Genomic DNA, 15,579 nt, shown 5'->3' with positions numbered 1-15,579 from the left:
TTATTTTCCAATAATCGCTAAAATTTCTTCTTCGCTTGTAAGTTTTTTATTGTATTTAATCACTAAAAATTTAGAGTTTTTATACACATCTAAAACTCCATTTATGCCTTTAATCATATTTAAATCATGTTTTGTTTCTAAAGATAAATAGACATTTTTAAAATCTGCCGGACTTTGTAAAAACAAAAGCAACGCAAACCAAATTACAGACAAAGCTATCAAAATAAAAGCAAGAGCAACTAAACTAAAATGGTGTAAAAAATACCCTCCAACGACACCACCTAAAAAGCTTCCAAAATAGCCAAAAGCATTAAACACACCCAAAGCTGCGCCTTTTTCATTTACCTTAGCAAATTTACTCGCACAGCTTTGCATAATAGGCTCATGTAAATTAAATCCTATAAAAAACACTACAACACCCACCATAAACACTAAAGCATTATGCGAAAAAGCAAATATAATATAAGCAATGATAAAAAATGCCACACCTAAAAGCAATATCTCTTTACTTAAGCCTCTTTTTTCTCCCAAAGATCCTGATAAACCCATAGCTAAAAACCCAAGCACCATAGAGCTAACATAAACATGCCATAAATTCTCACTTGGATAATTAAACTCATGCACCAAAACCAAAGGAATACTTAAAAACGCAATACTCATAAGCATTTTTTGCATACAATTAGTAAGATTCATCAAAGCTAAGTTTTTTTCTTTTAAAAGTTTTTTCAATGGGGTTTTAGTATTTTCATGCACTATTGTATGCTCTTTTGGCACAACGCTAAATAAAAGCACGATACAAATTAGACTTAAAATGGCACTTAAATCAAACAAACTAGAAAGTCCAAATTTAGCACTCATTAAAGGAGAAAGCACTAAAGAAGCTGCAAAAGAAAGTCCTATAAATGAACCCATGATAGCCATAGCCTTGCCACGATTTTCTTCATTGATAAAATCACTTATCATAGCAGTAGCTACTGCTCCTATGGCTCCTGCACCTTGTAAAAGCCTTCCAAACATCATCGTATAAATATCATCAGCATATGAACACACCAAAGAACCTATGATAAACACCACAAGTCCTATTAGCATAGTTTTTTTACGCCCTATTTTATCTGAAATAATACCAAAAGGAACTTGCAATGCCATTTGAGTTAGAGCATACACACCTACTAAAAGCCCTACTAAAAACTCATTAGCTCCTTTTAAATTTAAAGCATATAAACTTAAAACCGGTAAAACTATAAACAATCCAAAAAATCTAGTTCCTACAATAAAAGACAAAGGTAAAACGGTTTTTAACATCTTTTCTCCTTATAAAGGATAATTTTACTATGATTTTGATAAACTTTTTTTAAAGTCAAAACAAAAAGAGTAATTTATGAAGAAAAAATTAAAAATCATTCTAGCAACTTCTAACGCACACAAAGTAGAAGAAATCAAAAAATTTTTAACTACTTATGAAATTTATGCCTTAAATGAAATCATCACCCCTTTTGAAATCATCGAAGATGGCACAAGTTTTAAAGAAAATGCTTTGATAAAATCTAAAGCTATTTTTAATGCTTTAGGCAAAAAACAAAATGAATTTATCACCTTAAGCGATGATAGTGGTATAAGCGTAGAGGCTTTAGACAATGCGCCAGGGATTTTTTCTGCAAGATACTCTCAAGAAGGCACTGATGAGGCCAATAGAAACAAGCTCATCCAAGCTTTACATGAAAAAAATCTACATCAAAGCAAAGCTTTTTACACTGCAGCCATAGCTATAAGCTCAAAATATGGACATTTTAGCACGCATGGATATATGCATGGCCTTGCTATTGATACTCCAAGGGGTAATAATGGCTTTGGGTATGATCCTTTATTTATCCCAAAAGGTTTTGATAAAACTTTAGGTGAATTAGACGAGCAAGTAAAATTAAAAATTTCACACCGCTCACAAGCACTAATGTTTGCTACTTATATCTTAAGGGTATTAGAAAAAATGGAGTATTGATGAAACAATTTATAAAATATATGCTTATTGCTTTTGGTGTTTATGTGATTTGGATTTTACTTTATTTTAATTTTGCTTTAAAATAATGATAAGTTAAAATAAAACTTGGCAATAAAAAAAGCGAGCCAAACAAAAGCAAGCTCATAGCTAAAACCGTAAGCAAACCAAAATAAATCGTCGGGATAAAATTACTGCTAATCATCACTAAAAAACCTAGAATAATCGTAACACTAGTATAATAAATCGCACTTCCTATACCTATATGTGAAGCTTTTATAGCCTCTTCTAAGCTTTTATGTTTTAATTCTTCTTTAAAACGATGAATATAATGAATCATATCATCAACCCCTATTCCTATACAAATAGCAGCTATGGTAATACTCATAATATCAAGTGGTATATTTAAAATACCCATTAAGCCAAACACCAAAGCTAAAGGTATGAGATTGGCCAAAATCGCCACAAAAGCATAAACAAAACTTCTAAAAATCACCACAAACAAAGCAAAAATCACAAGCACCACAAAGGCTAAAGTGTCAAATTGTGATGAAAAAAGACTTTGAAGCATATTATTATACAAAGGCATAATACCACTGATTTTAACCTCTACATTATCATTTTGCAAAAGCTCATTTAAGTCTTTTTCAAGCTGTTTTAAAAAAGCATCGCGTCTTAAATTTGGATCACTATCTAGCATACGCACGCTAAATCGCAACTCATTATTTTCTACACTAACAAAAGGGGTTAAAACTTGCTTTTTAAAATTCTCATCTAAATTTTCATACAAAAACGCTAGAGCAAAATCATCTAAAGTCTTACCATCATTAATGCTTTTTCCAAGCTCTAGCAAACTTTGCAAGCTAAGCACAGAGCCTACATATTTTTGCTTACTTAAAAACTCATGAACCTTAGCAGCTATTCTTGTTTTTTCACTACTAAAAAAATACCTATCATCTTTGGATAAATCATCAAATTCTTGTTCAAACTCATCTAAGCTTTCATTTTGTTTTGGATTTTGCTTAAATTTGACAATCACATCTAAAGGCATAGTTCCACCTAGCTCTTTATCTATAATCAACAAACCTTGTTTAATCCTAGAACTATCTTTAAAATAACTCACAAAACTATTTTCTACTTTAATTTGTAAAATTCCATACAATGCAAAAGCTACACAAAATAAACTTATACTATAGATAAATTTTCTATGTTTTAAACTTACATTTGCACAAAAACTTAAAAATTTCAACGAATTTTGATTAAGCTCTTTAAAATTTAAACGCGGCATTAATACCAAAATACTTGCAAAATAAATATAAGCTAAAATCAAACTCACACTGATGCCAAGGCTCATCATAATACCGAGTTTGATAATAGGCTCAATATCTGAAAAAACAAAACTTAAAAACCCAACAACCGTGGTTAAAATAGCAAAAAAACTAGGACTTGCTTTATCAAGTAAGGTTGAGAGTAAAAGCTTATAAACGCTAGCTTTTGGGTGTTTGTGTAAATTTTCTATAAAATGCACGATTAAGTGTATCACAACAGAAACAGTGATAATGAGTACCAAAGCTACATAGTTTGAAGACACCACAGTAATATCAAAGCCCAAAAGCGCGAAAATCCCGCTTGAAGTAAAAAGCGAAACCACACAAATTCCCAAAGCCAAAAACACTAAACGCAAAGAGCCAAAAAACCACCAAAGTGCTATAAATAAAAGCCCTATTAAGCTAAGTCCATAAATTTTTAAATCACTTTTTACATAATTAATCATATCATTAGCGATCATTTCAACACCACCAAGGTGTAAAAAGTCTCCATTTTGACTATATTTAGATACTATTTTAGTAATTTCTTCTAATCTTTTTGCACTAAATTCCCTTGAGCTTTCTTGGTGCTTTTTAATCAAGGCTCTAAAATGTTCTTTTTCATTTTCATTTTGCGCATTATCCCTTGAATCAATCAAGTCATTATAAACAAGATCAGGTGCTAGATAAATCAAAATTCCCGTTGTTTTTCCATCTTTTGAGATAATATTATTTTTATAAAAGGGTTGATTTAAAATTTCTTTTTTAGCTAGATTAATATCCACATCTTGACTAAAAATATTAGGTATATTTTGGATAAGCTCTTTTAACTCTTTACCTTTAGAACTTGCAAGCAAAGGTGCATTAGCGACAGAAAATACCTTTTGCACACCATTGATTTTTTCTAAATCAAGGGTTAAGTTTTTGATAGTTTCTAAATTTTCTTTAGCAAAAATATCTTTATTTTTAGGAGCAAAAGCAAGCATTAAAAAATTATCATTGCCATAACGCGCTGAAACTTCTCTATATAGTTTTAAACCCTCATCATGCTCTAAAAGCAAGCTTTCAGCACTTGCATCAACACTTAAATTTTTAGCAAAAAAACTAAAAAATATACAAAAGATTAAAGTAATCCCCAAAGTTAGCTTTGGGAAATTAAGAAAGATTTTTAAAATTTTACTTAGCATTATTTAGAAAAATCAACACTAGAAAGCTTTTCAAGCAAGGTTTTAAAATCACCATTTTGTAAGACATCTTTAAATTGTGAGCGATAAGTTTGTATAATACTTATACCAAAAATATCCACATCATAAATTTGCCAATCATTATTTTTATCATAAAATTTAAAGATTACAAAATTTTCTTTACCATCTACTATCATAGAAGTTTTTAAAAAGGCTCTTTTATTTTTTTCTTCTAAATTAATCACTTTTAATTTTTGAGAATCATACAAAGCAAGCTTATCTGTGAAACTTTTTTTAAGGTTTTTTTCAAAAGCTTTGTTAAATTCATTTTTTTCATTTTCACTTAATTTTTCATATCTTGTAGAAAGACTAAGTTTAGCCATAAGTTCATAATCAAAAACACCATCAAATAAAGCAAAGATTTTTTCCGCTGCTTTAGCTTTATCGTTTTTATTTTGATCTAGAATTTTTAAGCTCTCATCAATTTTTTCTTGCATGGTTTTAGAAATATCTTGCAAATTTAAAGCAAAAGCAAATACTACGCTAAAAAACAAAGCTATGATTTTTTTCATTTTATCTCCTTATTTGATGAGTTCTTGGCGTCTTTGTTCATACGCATCGCGTATAAAAATGTAATAATCTACACTATTTTGGTAAATATCATCTATTTTTTCATACTCAAAACTTAATTCATTGAGTTTTAATGCAGCATTTACACCCACACCAACCCAAAAATTCTCAATATACCCCTCAGGCACCATAAACCAATTTACAGGCAAAGCTAAAGCATCTCTTACATTATAAGGACCTAAAAGTGGAAGCACTAAGTGTGGTCCACTACCTACTCCCCATTTGCCCAAAGTCGTTCCAAAATCAGCTTCATAACTTTTTAAAGGAGTTTTACTCGCACTATCTAACAAACCAAATCCAAAAATCACATTCACACAAAATCTTCCAAATTCCTCACCAGCTTTTCTAAATTCTAAACTTAAAAGATGATTAATAAATCTAAAAGGTGATCTTGTGGTATCAAAAGCATTTTTTACACCTGTTCTTATAAAACTTGGAGTAATGCTTTTATAAGAAAGCACAACTGGTCTTAAAAAATAAGTATAAAGATCATAATTAAATTTACTCATAGCTTTATTGTAGGTATAAAAGCTATCTTTGACTTCTTTTTTTTGATATTCTTGTTCAAAATCTTCAAAGTCATTTGCTAAAATCAAAGTGTTAAAAAATAAACACAAAGTTAGTATGTATTTTAACAAGCTTTTTCCTTTTAAAATTTCATAAATTGAAATCTTATATTATACAAAAATTAAAATAAATTTTTACATTAAAAATATTCTTTAAAAAAAATTAGTAATTTTTATTTACTTATGAAATAAGTCTTAGAAAATATGCAAAAAATATAAATTTATTTTTGCTTTTAAAAATAAGCTATAATTTTTTTAAAATTTACTATTAAAAGGATAAAAAATGAAAAAAATTTTTACCCTACTTTTTTTGTGTATTTTTGGCTATAGTGCTGATGTAAATATCGCTGCAGCTGCAAATGTAGCTTACGCTTTTAAAGCCTTACAAAAAGAATTTCAAAAAGAAAACCCTGATATTAGTATCAATGTAAGCTTAGGTGCTAGTGGAAATTTAGTTTCGCAAATCAAAAATGGAGCGCCATTTGATATATTTATGGCTGCAAATATGAAATTTGCACAAAGTTTGTATGAAGATAATTTTGCTAGTACAAAACCTGTTATTTATGCTCAAGGAGCTTTAGCTTTACTAAGTGTTAGAATGGATTTAAGCAAAGGATTAGACACGCTTAAAGAAGAAAAAGTAAAAATCATCACCATAGCTAATCCCAAAGCTGCTCCCTATGGTCAAGCTAGTATAGAAACTTTACAAAATGCTAAAATTTATGAGCAAACAAAAACTAAAATTATCGAGGCAAAATCCATAGGAGAAGCACTTACTCAAACATTAAAAGCAGCCGATGTGGGTTTTATAGCAGCAAGTGCTTTATATGAAGATACGCTAAAATCTTATAAACTCCAAGAAGGAAAAAATTATATTTTAATCAATCCAAAGCTTTATGAACCAATCAATCAAGGCATTGTTATCACTTCTTATGGTAAAGATAATGCTAAAGCTAAGAAATTTTATAATTTTATTTTAAGCAAAAAGGCTAAGGAAATTTTCAAAGCTTATGGCTATAATATCCCATGATTAAAGCTAAAATAAATATTATAAAAAATCATGAAAATATAAACTGGGTAGAATTTCTTATAAATAAACATAAATTATTTATGCTTGCTTTAGAACTTGATGAAAAAGCAAGCATTGATCAAGAAGTTTTACTAGCTTTTAAAAGTAGCGAGTGCTTGCTTAGTAAAAAAAATTTAGAAAATTCATTTTTAAATACCTTTTATGCAAAAATCATTGATATTTTTCAAGGACAAATCATCACTATCGTAAGATTAGAAAATGAAATTTGCACTTTCGAAGCTCAAATTAGCACCCATGAGTTTTTAGAGCAAAATTATCAAAAAAATGATTTTGTATTTGCTTATGTACATCCTAGTGCTTTATTTATCAAAGAGTATTTATGCTAAAACTTGACTTTGAAAAAATCTTTAAAAATAAAGAAAAAGAATTTAAACTTAAGGTTAAATTTGAAGTTAAAGAAGGAGAATTTTGTGCTATTTTTGGAAAAAGTGGTAGTGGCAAAACTACGCTTTTGAGAATTTTAGCAGGTTTTGAAAAAGCACAAGGAATTTGCACTTTTAATAATACGATATTTTTTGATGATAAAAACTTTCTAAGCCCACAAAAAAGAAAACTTGGCTTTGTTTTTCAAGATTATGCTTTATTTGAAAATATGAATGTAGAGCAAAACTTACTTTTTGCCAAAAAAGATCTAAAATTTGCTAATGAACTTTTAGAACTTTTAGATTTAAGCAAACACAAAAAAAGTCATATTTTAGAACTAAGCGGGGGACAAAAACAACGCGTAGCTTTAGCAAGAGCCATTATGCAAAAACCCAAACTTTTACTTTTAGATGAGCCATTTAGCGCCTTAGATAATGAGATAAAACTACACTTGCATGATTATCTTTTAAATATACATAAAACTTATAAAATCACTACTATTTTAATCAGCCATGATGTAAGTGAAGTTTATAAACTAGCTAATAAAGTCATCATTTTAGAAAATGGAGCCATCATCAAAGAAGGCTCGCCTAATGAAGTTTTTTTAAAGACACAAGGCTCGCAAAAATTTGCCATAAAAGCACGCATTTTAAAACTACAAAAACAAGATAGCATATTTATAGCCATACTTGCCATAGGTAATCAAATCAGCCAAGTAACACTAAGTCCTTTAGAAGCTAAAGATTTTAAAGAAAACGATGAAGTGCTTTTGAGCCAAAAAGCTTTTGCGCTAAATTTAAGCAAAGTATAAAAACTATAATTTAAATTAACTTGTATATTAAAAAATTATATAAAATTTTTAATACAAGCTAAAACTTAGTGCTTAAGCCTTTTGGCTTAAAGCACATTCATACTTTGTATCATTACTTTTGCTTTACATTCAGCACAGCAATATAGTGTTTTTATCTTAGCTTCATCACCCATAAATCTTGGCTTCATAATGCTAGCAATTTTCTCAATGGCCTTTTTAGTAGCAAATTCTTTCCCACACTCTACACAAGCAAAAAGTTCATCTTGAGCTAAAACCATAAAAGAAAAATACTCTTTTTCCAAATCTATCCCACTTCTTTGAAGCATTAAAGTATCTTTTTCAGCACAACTTGCCTCACAATACCCACAGGTAGTACATAAACTTGCGTTAAATTTCAAAGAATTATCTTTAGTATCAGCCACTAAAGCTCCTACATTACAAGCTCCCACACAAGAAAGACATAAAGTACAGGTGTCTGCATTGATGGTGATTTTTCCATAGCGTATCCATTCTTTACTTGGGATATTGCCTAAATTTTCTTCCTTTATAAGCTCTCTTAATCTTATAGCAAAATCTTCTCTTTTTAAAAGCGCAGGGTTATAAGATATAAATTTGAGATTTTCTATAAAATGTGCTTGATTTATAGCCTCTAAAAGTTCTTTTTCATCTTTAGCTAGAAAAATTGCGTTTTGTTTAAATTTTCTTTGAAAAATTTCATTCATCAAAGCTATCACTTCTAAAGCACCTTGCGATAAGCCATCACTATAAAAAATCACACTCGCACCACTTGTTTGAAGCATAGCTAAAAAATGTGCTTGATCAAGATAATTCTCGCCTTTAATCATAAAAGGCATTACATCTTCTTTTAAAGTGATATTTAAATTTTCTATAGACATTTTCTCAGGGATTATTAAAATGATTTTATCTTCATAAAATTTTAAAATTTCATAAAAGCTATTGCGTGGCATAGGTGCATAATCAAGCGCTCCACTAGGACAAATCCCTACACAATCACCACAGCTTAAACAATCCACATGAGAAAATTCTAATTTTCTTTGCTCATCATCTTTTAAAATAGCCACACTAGGACAAATTTCAGCACATTTTCCACAATGAATACTTCTTCTTTCATGGTATTGACAAATGCTATCATCATAACTAATATAATTTCTAAATTTATATTTTGGAGAATTAGAATTTAAAAGTTTTATAAGTTCTTCTTGACTTAAGGTGGTTAAATCATAGCAACCACTTTGTTGATCAAAACTTTCTTTTTTTACATCATATAAGAAAAAATCACAATCAATCTCTACTTGCTCATTATCTTTTAAAGCTATCACGCAAAGCTCACCTACACAACCCAAAACACCCAAACATTGCTCATTACTTAGTTTTAAAACCTTGTATTCTTGTTTTTTTAAGCTTTCAATAAGCTCATTTTGATCCTCATTGCTTACAATAATTACATTTTTACCCACTTCTTTGGTATATTCTAAATCAAGCCCTAAATCATAAACTTTAGATCTAATTTTATATAAGGACTCAATAGTTTTGGCTTTTTTAAGCACATCATCTTGTGAGTTTTTAAGGTAAAAATTAATCTCAGGTGCATAAACTTCAGGATTTAAAAGCTTTGAATTTCCTATAAAAACTTCTTCATTACAGGCTTTTTGAACTATGCTAATATCATCACTTAAAGGAATTAAATCTTCATTTTCTAAAAATACAAAATCTTTCATAACACTCTCTTTTAAATTTTTTTAATCTTAATTATATAAATTTCATTATAAAAAAGTTATAATTTTACTAATTTATTCTTAAGGTTTAAGATGAACAAATTTAGAAATTTTCCACCCATAAACACACTTATAAACGATGAAAACTTGGCTAATTATCCTTTGTATTTAAGATCTCATTTTGCAAAAATAGTTGTTTCAAATTGTAAAAAAGAACTAAGTAAAGATGAAAATTTAAATTTTAGCTTACAAGATTTGCTAAGTAAAATTGCTCAAAGCATTGATGAGTTTTTAAATATGCAAAGTCAAAGTTTGATCAATGCTAGTGGAGTTATCATACACACTAATCTTGGTCGTAGCATTATTGATGAGAGTATTTTTGAAAGAACTAAAGAAATCATCTGCTCTTATTCTAATTTAGAGTTTAACATGCAAAGTGGCAAAAGAGGTTCAAGGTATGACGCACTTAGTGCAAATTTGAAAATATTATTTAATTGTGAAGATTGTTTGGTTGTTAATAACAACGCTTCAGCTGTATTTTTGATCTTAAACACCTTAGCAAAAAATAAAGAAGTTATTACTTCAAGAAGTGAGTTAGTTGAGATTGGGGGAAATTTTAGAATTCCTGAAGTTATGCTAGCAGCTGGGGTTAAACTAAAAGAAATAGGCACGACTAATAAAACTCATTTATATGATTATGAAAAAGCTATCAATGAAAATACTAAAATGATTTTAAAAACCCATCGTTCTAATTTTGCTTTTAAAGGATTTTTTGAAGAAGTAAGCTTAAGTGAAATTCACGCTTTGACAAAAAAGAAAAAACTCATATCTTATTATGATTTGGGTGCTGGCTGGTGTGAAAAGATTAATAAACAACTTAGTAAAAACGAGCCGAGTGTGAAAGAGCTTTTAAAACATTGTGATATTTTAAGTTTTAGCGGTGATAAACTTTTTGGTTCTACTCAAGCAGGCATTATACTTGGAAAGAAAAAATACATTCAACAATTAAAGAAAAATCAACTTCTAAGAATGCTAAGGGTTGATAAAATCACTCTAGCTTTTTTAAATGAAACTGCCAAAGCTTACTTAGAAAAAGAATATGAAAAAATCCCCACACTAAAACTTTTAAATGATGATTTAAAAACCATAGAAAAAAAAGCACTCTTTGTCAAAGAAAAAATTCCTATAAAATGTGAGTTAAAAGCTTCTAAAAGTTTAGTAGGTGGTGGCTCTATGCCTGATAAAAGCTTAGATACTTTTGTGTTAAGTTTTGATGAGAAAGCTTTGCTTTTACAAGAAAAATTTAGAAAAAAAGGCGTAATCGGCCGTGTTGAAAATGGGCATTTTGTGCTAGATTTTAGAAGTATTTTAGAAAAAGATTTAAATAAAATAATAAGCATTATTAAAGAGGTATTTCATGCATAGTATCATCATAGGCACTGCTGGGCATATTGACCATGGTAAAACTTCGCTTATTAAAGCTTTAAATGGTTTTGAAGGCGATGATTTAAAAGAAGAGCAAGAAAAAGGCATTACGATCAATCTTAGCTTTTCAAATTTAAAAAGTGAAAATTTAAATATTGCTTTTATCGATGTGCCTGGGCATGAAAGTTTAATTAAAACTATGATAAGTGGTGCTTTTGGCTTTAGAGTGTGTATGTTTGTCATAGATATAAACGAGGGTTTAAAGGCTCAAAGTATAGAGCATTTAAGGGTTTTGGAATTTTTAGGCGTAAAAGATGTAGTGCTTATTTTGAGTAAGGTTGATTTATGCAAGGATTTAGTACAAAAGCAAGCAGAGCTTTTAAAAGAATTAAAAGCCTTTAAAATCAATATCTTAAAAGTTTTTCCAACTAGCATTTATGATGAGCAAAGTATATTAAATTTAAAAAACTATCTACTTAGTTTAAAGCCTAAAGAAAATGATGAAAATTTGATTTTTAGATACTACATTGATAGGGTTTTTTCTCTAAAAGGTATAGGAACGGTAGTAACAGGGAGTTTAAATGAAGGAAAAATAAGCAAAAATGAAAAAATATTTTGCCTTGAAAATCAAAAAGATATCATTGTAAAAAACATACAAATTCATGAAGAAAATGTTTTAGAAGCAAAAGCTTATAATAGAGTTGCTTTGAGTTTAAATTGTGATTATCATGAGTTAAAAAAAGGCTATATATTAAGTAAAAAAGGTGTTTTTAAAAGCTTTAAAAGTATCGATGGGGTTGTTTTTAATGCAGAGATTAAACACGGAAGTATTTTAGAATTTTGCAGCGGCTCAAAAAAGCTTAATACAAAAATTAGTGTAATCAAAGAATTTGAAGATAAAACTTATATTAACTTAGAATTTGATAAAAGCTTACCTTTGTGTTTTGATGATAAATTCATCTTGCTTGAAAATGGGCGTATTAAAAGCGGTGGTGTGGTTCTTAATGCGGTAAGTGAGCCTTTAAAAAAAGATATAAAAGCTAAGTATTTAGCACTTTTAGAACAAAAAGATTTAAAAAAGGTATTTGAGTTTTTAAAACAAACTCACAAACTTGGCTTTGGATTACTTTCAAGCTATCAACGCTTTAAACTCACTCATGAGCAAGCCCTAAACCTAGCAAAAAGCTTAAATCATGTTTTTGTCGATGAGCAAGCTTTAAATGTATATGATCTAAATGCTATGCAAACTTTGAAAGAATTTATTGATTTTATTTTCTCTAAAAATCCTTATGCTTTAATCTCGCCTCATTCTATCGCCTTAAGGCTTAGCTGGGCAAGTGAGAGCTTTTGCGCTTATACACTCAAGCAAATGCAAGAAAAATTAGATTTTAAAGATGGCATATGGTTTTTAAAAGGACAAGATTTTGAAAAATTACAAGAAAAGGCTCATTGTGAGCTTTATGAAATTTTAAAAAAAGAAGGTATAAAACCTACCGCACCTTACAATCTTTATGAATATTTAGAGCTTGATAGGAAAAATGGAGATCTTATCTTAAAAAAACTCACCAAAGAAAACAAAGTCAAAAGATTAGCACATAATCTTTTTATAGAAAAAAATACTCTTGAAAATCTCATGCAAGAGTTTTTAAAACTTTTACAAAATCATCATTTAGATGTAGCTTTTGTTAAAAATCATTTTAAAATTTCGAGAAAATATGCCATAGCTTATTTAGAATATCTTGATAAAAACTACCCTCAAGTTAAAAAAATAGAGGAAAAAAGAATATTAAAAATCTAAGTGTTAAAGATTACATTTTATAATGTGCAAAAATTTTAAAACAAAGGAAAATGATGAAAAAATCTTTAGCTCTCTTAACCCTTGCTAGCTCTTTATTTGCTGCAAGCAATGAAGAAATTATTAATTTTTTTAAGAAAAATCCAAATTTATCAAATGCAAACATTAGTGTTTCTAGTAGAGAAAAAATTCCTGACACTAACTTTGAAGCTGTGATAGTTAATTTTGAAATTAGTGGTAAAAATTTCCAAGAAATCGTTTTCACTCAAGATAATATCATCACAACTGAAGTAATTGATGTAAAAAAAGGTGAATTTTACTCTCAAGTTTATCAAGCAAAACTCATGGAAAAACAACAAGCTGAATTTTCAAAAAAAGCTCTAGTTGAACTTAAAAAAGAAAAAATGTTTATTTCTTTAGGCGATAAAAACAAACCTTTACTTTATGTTTTTAGCGATCCTGAATGTCCATATTGTAGAATGCATTTAGATAAAATAGAAGAAACACTAAAAACCCATCAAGTGAAATTTATCTTAACCCCTATCCATGATACTAGTGCTTTTGAAAAATCTGCATTAATTTACAAAGAAAGTAAAAATGCTAAAGATGATGCACAAAAAATCGCTATCATGAAAAAATATTATGATAAAAATTTAAAAGATTATAAAAAACCTAGTGAAGCTGAGGTTAAAGCAGTAAGAGAAACTTTCGCAAAATACTCTAAACTTGGTCTTCGTGCTGTGCCAACTATAATCGATGCTCAAAAATAATTTTTTCTTGCTTGTGTTTGCACTATTTTTAAGTGCTTGCACAGGCTCTATGCAAACTTTTATCCAAACAAATAATGAAGGTATTTTCCTGCATGCTAATAAAAATCAAAGTTTTTCTTTACACATCAATAATCCTTCAAAATTAAACACAAATTTAGAAGCCAAGCTCGCTCAAAAATTACAAAATTTAGGCTTAGTTTTAAATAATGTTCAAAGTGATTATAAAATTTATATCAATATAGTAGATTTTAAGAAATTTTCTTACGCACAAAGATTACGCGCTTCTAATGCGAGATTTTTTTATAATGACTTTGATAAAATAGATGATGTTTTTGAAATGGAAGTAGAAAATTACTATCTTTTGCAAGTTAATTTACAAATTAGCTCCAAAAACTCTACTCAAAGCACCTCGCTTTTAGCAAGAACTGCTTATCTTGGCAATATAGACAGAGCCAAAGAGTCTTTAGAAGAAAAAATCGCCAATCAAATAACAAGCTTTTTTTATATACACTAAAGATGGCATTTAAGCCATCTTTTTAAATATAACCATGATCAATCATCGCATCAGCTACTTTTTTAAAGCCTGCTATATTTGAGCCTACTACTAAATTTCCTTCATGATTATAAGCTTTTGCACACTCGTATGAATTTTCAAAAATATTTTTCATAATCTTATGTAATTTTGCATCAACTTCCTCAAAGCCCCATTGACACATACTTGCATTTTGTTGCATTTCAAGTTGAGAAGTCGCTACACCACCTGCATTAGCAGCCTTAGCTGGCGCAAATAAAAAGTCTTTTTGATTTAACATAAAATCGATCGCTTCAAGTGTGCTTGGCATATTAGCTCCCTCTGCTACCATACGACAACCATTGTGATATAAGGTTTTAATATCTTCTAAATTTAATTCATTTTGCGTAGCACTTGGAAAAGCTATATCACAAGGTATACTCCATACTCCATTACAACCTTGTTTATACGCACTTTTTGGAGTAAAAATAGCACCTTTTTTAAGCATTGCATAATCACTCACTCTAGCTCTTTTTACTTCCTTAATTTCTTTTAATAAATCCAAATCTACCCCATCTTTATCATAAACAAATCCATCGCTATCGCTTATTGTGATTGCTTTTGCACCAAGTTGATGTAATTTTTCTATGGTATAAATTGCCACATTTCCGCTACCTGAAACTGCACACTCTTTTCCTTCTAATGCATTGTTGTATTTTGCTAGCATTTCTTGAGTAAAATACACACAACCATACCCTGTTGCTTCTGTTCTTACTAAACTTCCACCCCATGGAATTTTCTTTCCCGTTAAAGTTCCATCAAAATTAGAGCTAATTTTCTTATAAGCTCCAAACATATATCCAATTTCTCTAGCGCCAACCCCTATATCACCTGCTGGCACATCAGTGCTTGCACCTATGATTTTTGAAAGCTCGGCCATAAAAGCTTGACAAAAACGCATAATTTCTGCTTCGCTTTTGCCTTTAGGGTCAAAATTTGCTCCACCTTTAGCTCCCCCTATCATTAAACCTGTTAGAGAGTTTTTGAAAATTTGTTCAAAACCTAAAAATTTCAAAACATCTAAATCTACACTAGGATGAAATCTGATCCCACCTTTATAAGGTCCTAAACTAGAATTAAACTGCACTCTATAACCAAAATGCGTTTGAGCTTTACCCGCATCATTGATATATACAACTCTAAATATAGTCGTTTTTTCAGGCATAACAATACGCTCTAATATAGCATGATCTTGATAAGTTTTGTTAGATTCAAGTAAAGGTTCTAAAGAATTTAACACTTCAGTTGCTGCTTGAAAAAAGATAGGTTGTCTTGGGGAAGTTGCTTGAATTTTTTCTAAGGTTTCATTGATATATTGTTTAGCTATACTCATAAATT

General features: G+C 29.4%; 14 protein-coding genes. 8 read left to right on the top strand and 6 right to left on the bottom strand.

All coding sequences use genetic code 11. The annotated features are described in order from the left end of the window. On the bottom strand, positions 1 to 1,302 hold the full coding sequence (locus tag L8X97_RS02950; protein WP_263662585.1) for an MFS transporter: 1,302 nt from the start codon (positions 1,300 to 1,302) through the stop codon (positions 1 to 3). A gap of 76 nt (positions 1,303 to 1,378) precedes the next feature. Between L8X97_RS02950 and rdgB the strand changes: the two genes are divergently transcribed. Beyond that, positions 1,379 to 1,996, top strand: coding sequence for an RdgB/HAM1 family non-canonical purine NTP pyrophosphatase (rdgB, locus tag L8X97_RS02945; protein WP_263662584.1), 618 nt, complete (start codon positions 1,379 to 1,381; stop codon positions 1,994 to 1,996). Between the two features lie 61 nt (positions 1,997 to 2,057). Here rdgB and L8X97_RS02940 read toward each other — a convergent pair whose 3' ends face one another. From L8X97_RS02940 to L8X97_RS02930, 3 genes are read right to left on the bottom strand one after another with little or no spacing between them, the layout of a single operon-like run. Continuing rightward, positions 2,058 to 4,487 carry an efflux RND transporter permease subunit gene (locus L8X97_RS02940; RefSeq protein WP_263662583.1) on the bottom strand — a complete coding sequence of 810 codons (2,430 nt, stop codon included), beginning with the start codon at positions 4,485 to 4,487 and terminating at the stop codon, positions 2,058 to 2,060. After that, entirely contained in the window at positions 4,487 to 5,056 is a 570-nt protein-coding gene (locus L8X97_RS02935) for an ABC transporter substrate-binding protein (RefSeq protein WP_258108135.1), read from the bottom strand. The genes L8X97_RS02940 and L8X97_RS02935 overlap by 1 nt, the downstream gene beginning before the upstream one ends. Before the next feature lie 9 nt (positions 5,057 to 5,065). Further along, on the bottom strand, positions 5,066 to 5,752 hold the full coding sequence (locus tag L8X97_RS02930) for a VacJ family lipoprotein (protein WP_133319762.1): 687 nt from the start codon (positions 5,750 to 5,752) through the stop codon (positions 5,066 to 5,068). Between the two features lie 211 nt (positions 5,753 to 5,963). Here L8X97_RS02930 and modA point away from each other — a divergent pair, with 211 nt between their 5' ends. The 3 genes from modA to L8X97_RS02915 are packed head-to-tail and all read left to right on the top strand — an operon-like array spanning position 5,964 to position 7,944. Beyond that, positions 5,964 to 6,710 (top strand): molybdate ABC transporter substrate-binding protein, encoded by a 747-nt coding sequence (modA, locus tag L8X97_RS02925; protein ID WP_263662582.1) that lies wholly within the window; start codon positions 5,964 to 5,966, stop codon positions 6,708 to 6,710. Then, the gene (locus tag L8X97_RS02920; RefSeq protein WP_263662211.1) at positions 6,707 to 7,096 is read left to right on the top strand and encodes a hypothetical protein; all 390 of its coding nucleotides are present in this window, start codon (positions 6,707 to 6,709) and stop codon (positions 7,094 to 7,096) included. Before modA ends, L8X97_RS02920 begins: the two co-directional genes overlap by 4 nt. Further along, positions 7,090 to 7,944 (top strand): ABC transporter ATP-binding protein, encoded by an 855-nt coding sequence (locus L8X97_RS02915; protein ID WP_263662210.1) that lies wholly within the window; start codon positions 7,090 to 7,092, stop codon positions 7,942 to 7,944. Before L8X97_RS02920 ends, L8X97_RS02915 begins: the two co-directional genes overlap by 7 nt. An 86-nt stretch (positions 7,945 to 8,030) precedes the next feature. Here the strand turns inward: L8X97_RS02915 and L8X97_RS02910 are convergent, their stop codons facing one another. Next, positions 8,031 to 9,683 (bottom strand): 4Fe-4S dicluster domain-containing protein, encoded by a 1,653-nt coding sequence (locus L8X97_RS02910; protein ID WP_133319766.1) that lies wholly within the window; start codon positions 9,681 to 9,683, stop codon positions 8,031 to 8,033. A gap of 90 nt (positions 9,684 to 9,773) precedes the next feature. On the opposite strand from L8X97_RS02910, the gene selA reads away from it, so the two are divergent. From selA to L8X97_RS02890, 4 genes are read left to right on the top strand one after another with little or no spacing between them, the layout of a single operon-like run. Then, positions 9,774 to 11,105, top strand: coding sequence for an L-seryl-tRNA(Sec) selenium transferase (gene selA, locus L8X97_RS02905; RefSeq protein WP_263662581.1), 1,332 nt, complete (start codon positions 9,774 to 9,776; stop codon positions 11,103 to 11,105). Beyond that, on the top strand, positions 11,098 to 12,903 hold the full coding sequence (selB, locus tag L8X97_RS02900; protein ID WP_263662580.1) for a selenocysteine-specific translation elongation factor: 1,806 nt from the start codon (positions 11,098 to 11,100) through the stop codon (positions 12,901 to 12,903). Before selA ends, selB begins: the two co-directional genes overlap by 8 nt. Positions 12,904 to 12,956: 53 nt before the next feature. Further along, positions 12,957 to 13,670 carry a thioredoxin fold domain-containing protein gene (locus L8X97_RS02895; RefSeq protein ID WP_220566922.1) on the top strand — a complete coding sequence of 238 codons (714 nt, stop codon included), beginning with the start codon at positions 12,957 to 12,959 and terminating at the stop codon, positions 13,668 to 13,670. After that, complete coding sequence (locus L8X97_RS02890) at positions 13,657 to 14,184, top strand: hypothetical protein (RefSeq protein WP_412175469.1); 528 nt, start codon at positions 13,657 to 13,659, stop codon at positions 14,182 to 14,184. Before L8X97_RS02895 ends, L8X97_RS02890 begins: the two co-directional genes overlap by 14 nt. 22 nt (positions 14,185 to 14,206) lie before the next feature. Here L8X97_RS02890 and gdhA read toward each other — a convergent pair whose 3' ends face one another. After that, positions 14,207 to 15,574: an NADP-specific glutamate dehydrogenase gene (gene gdhA / locus L8X97_RS02885; RefSeq protein ID WP_263662579.1), complete on the bottom strand. Its 1,368-nt coding sequence runs from the start codon at positions 15,572 to 15,574 to the stop codon at positions 14,207 to 14,209. Positions 15,575 to 15,579: the final 5 nt, after the last annotated feature.

This window comes from Campylobacter sp. CNRCH_2013_0671h (assembly GCF_025773055.1).
GTDB lineage: Bacteria > Campylobacterota > Campylobacteria > Campylobacterales > Campylobacteraceae > Campylobacter_D > Campylobacter_D lari_D.
The sequence above is the reverse complement of the archived record's forward strand: the minus strand, read 5'-3'. Positions and strand labels throughout refer to the sequence as shown.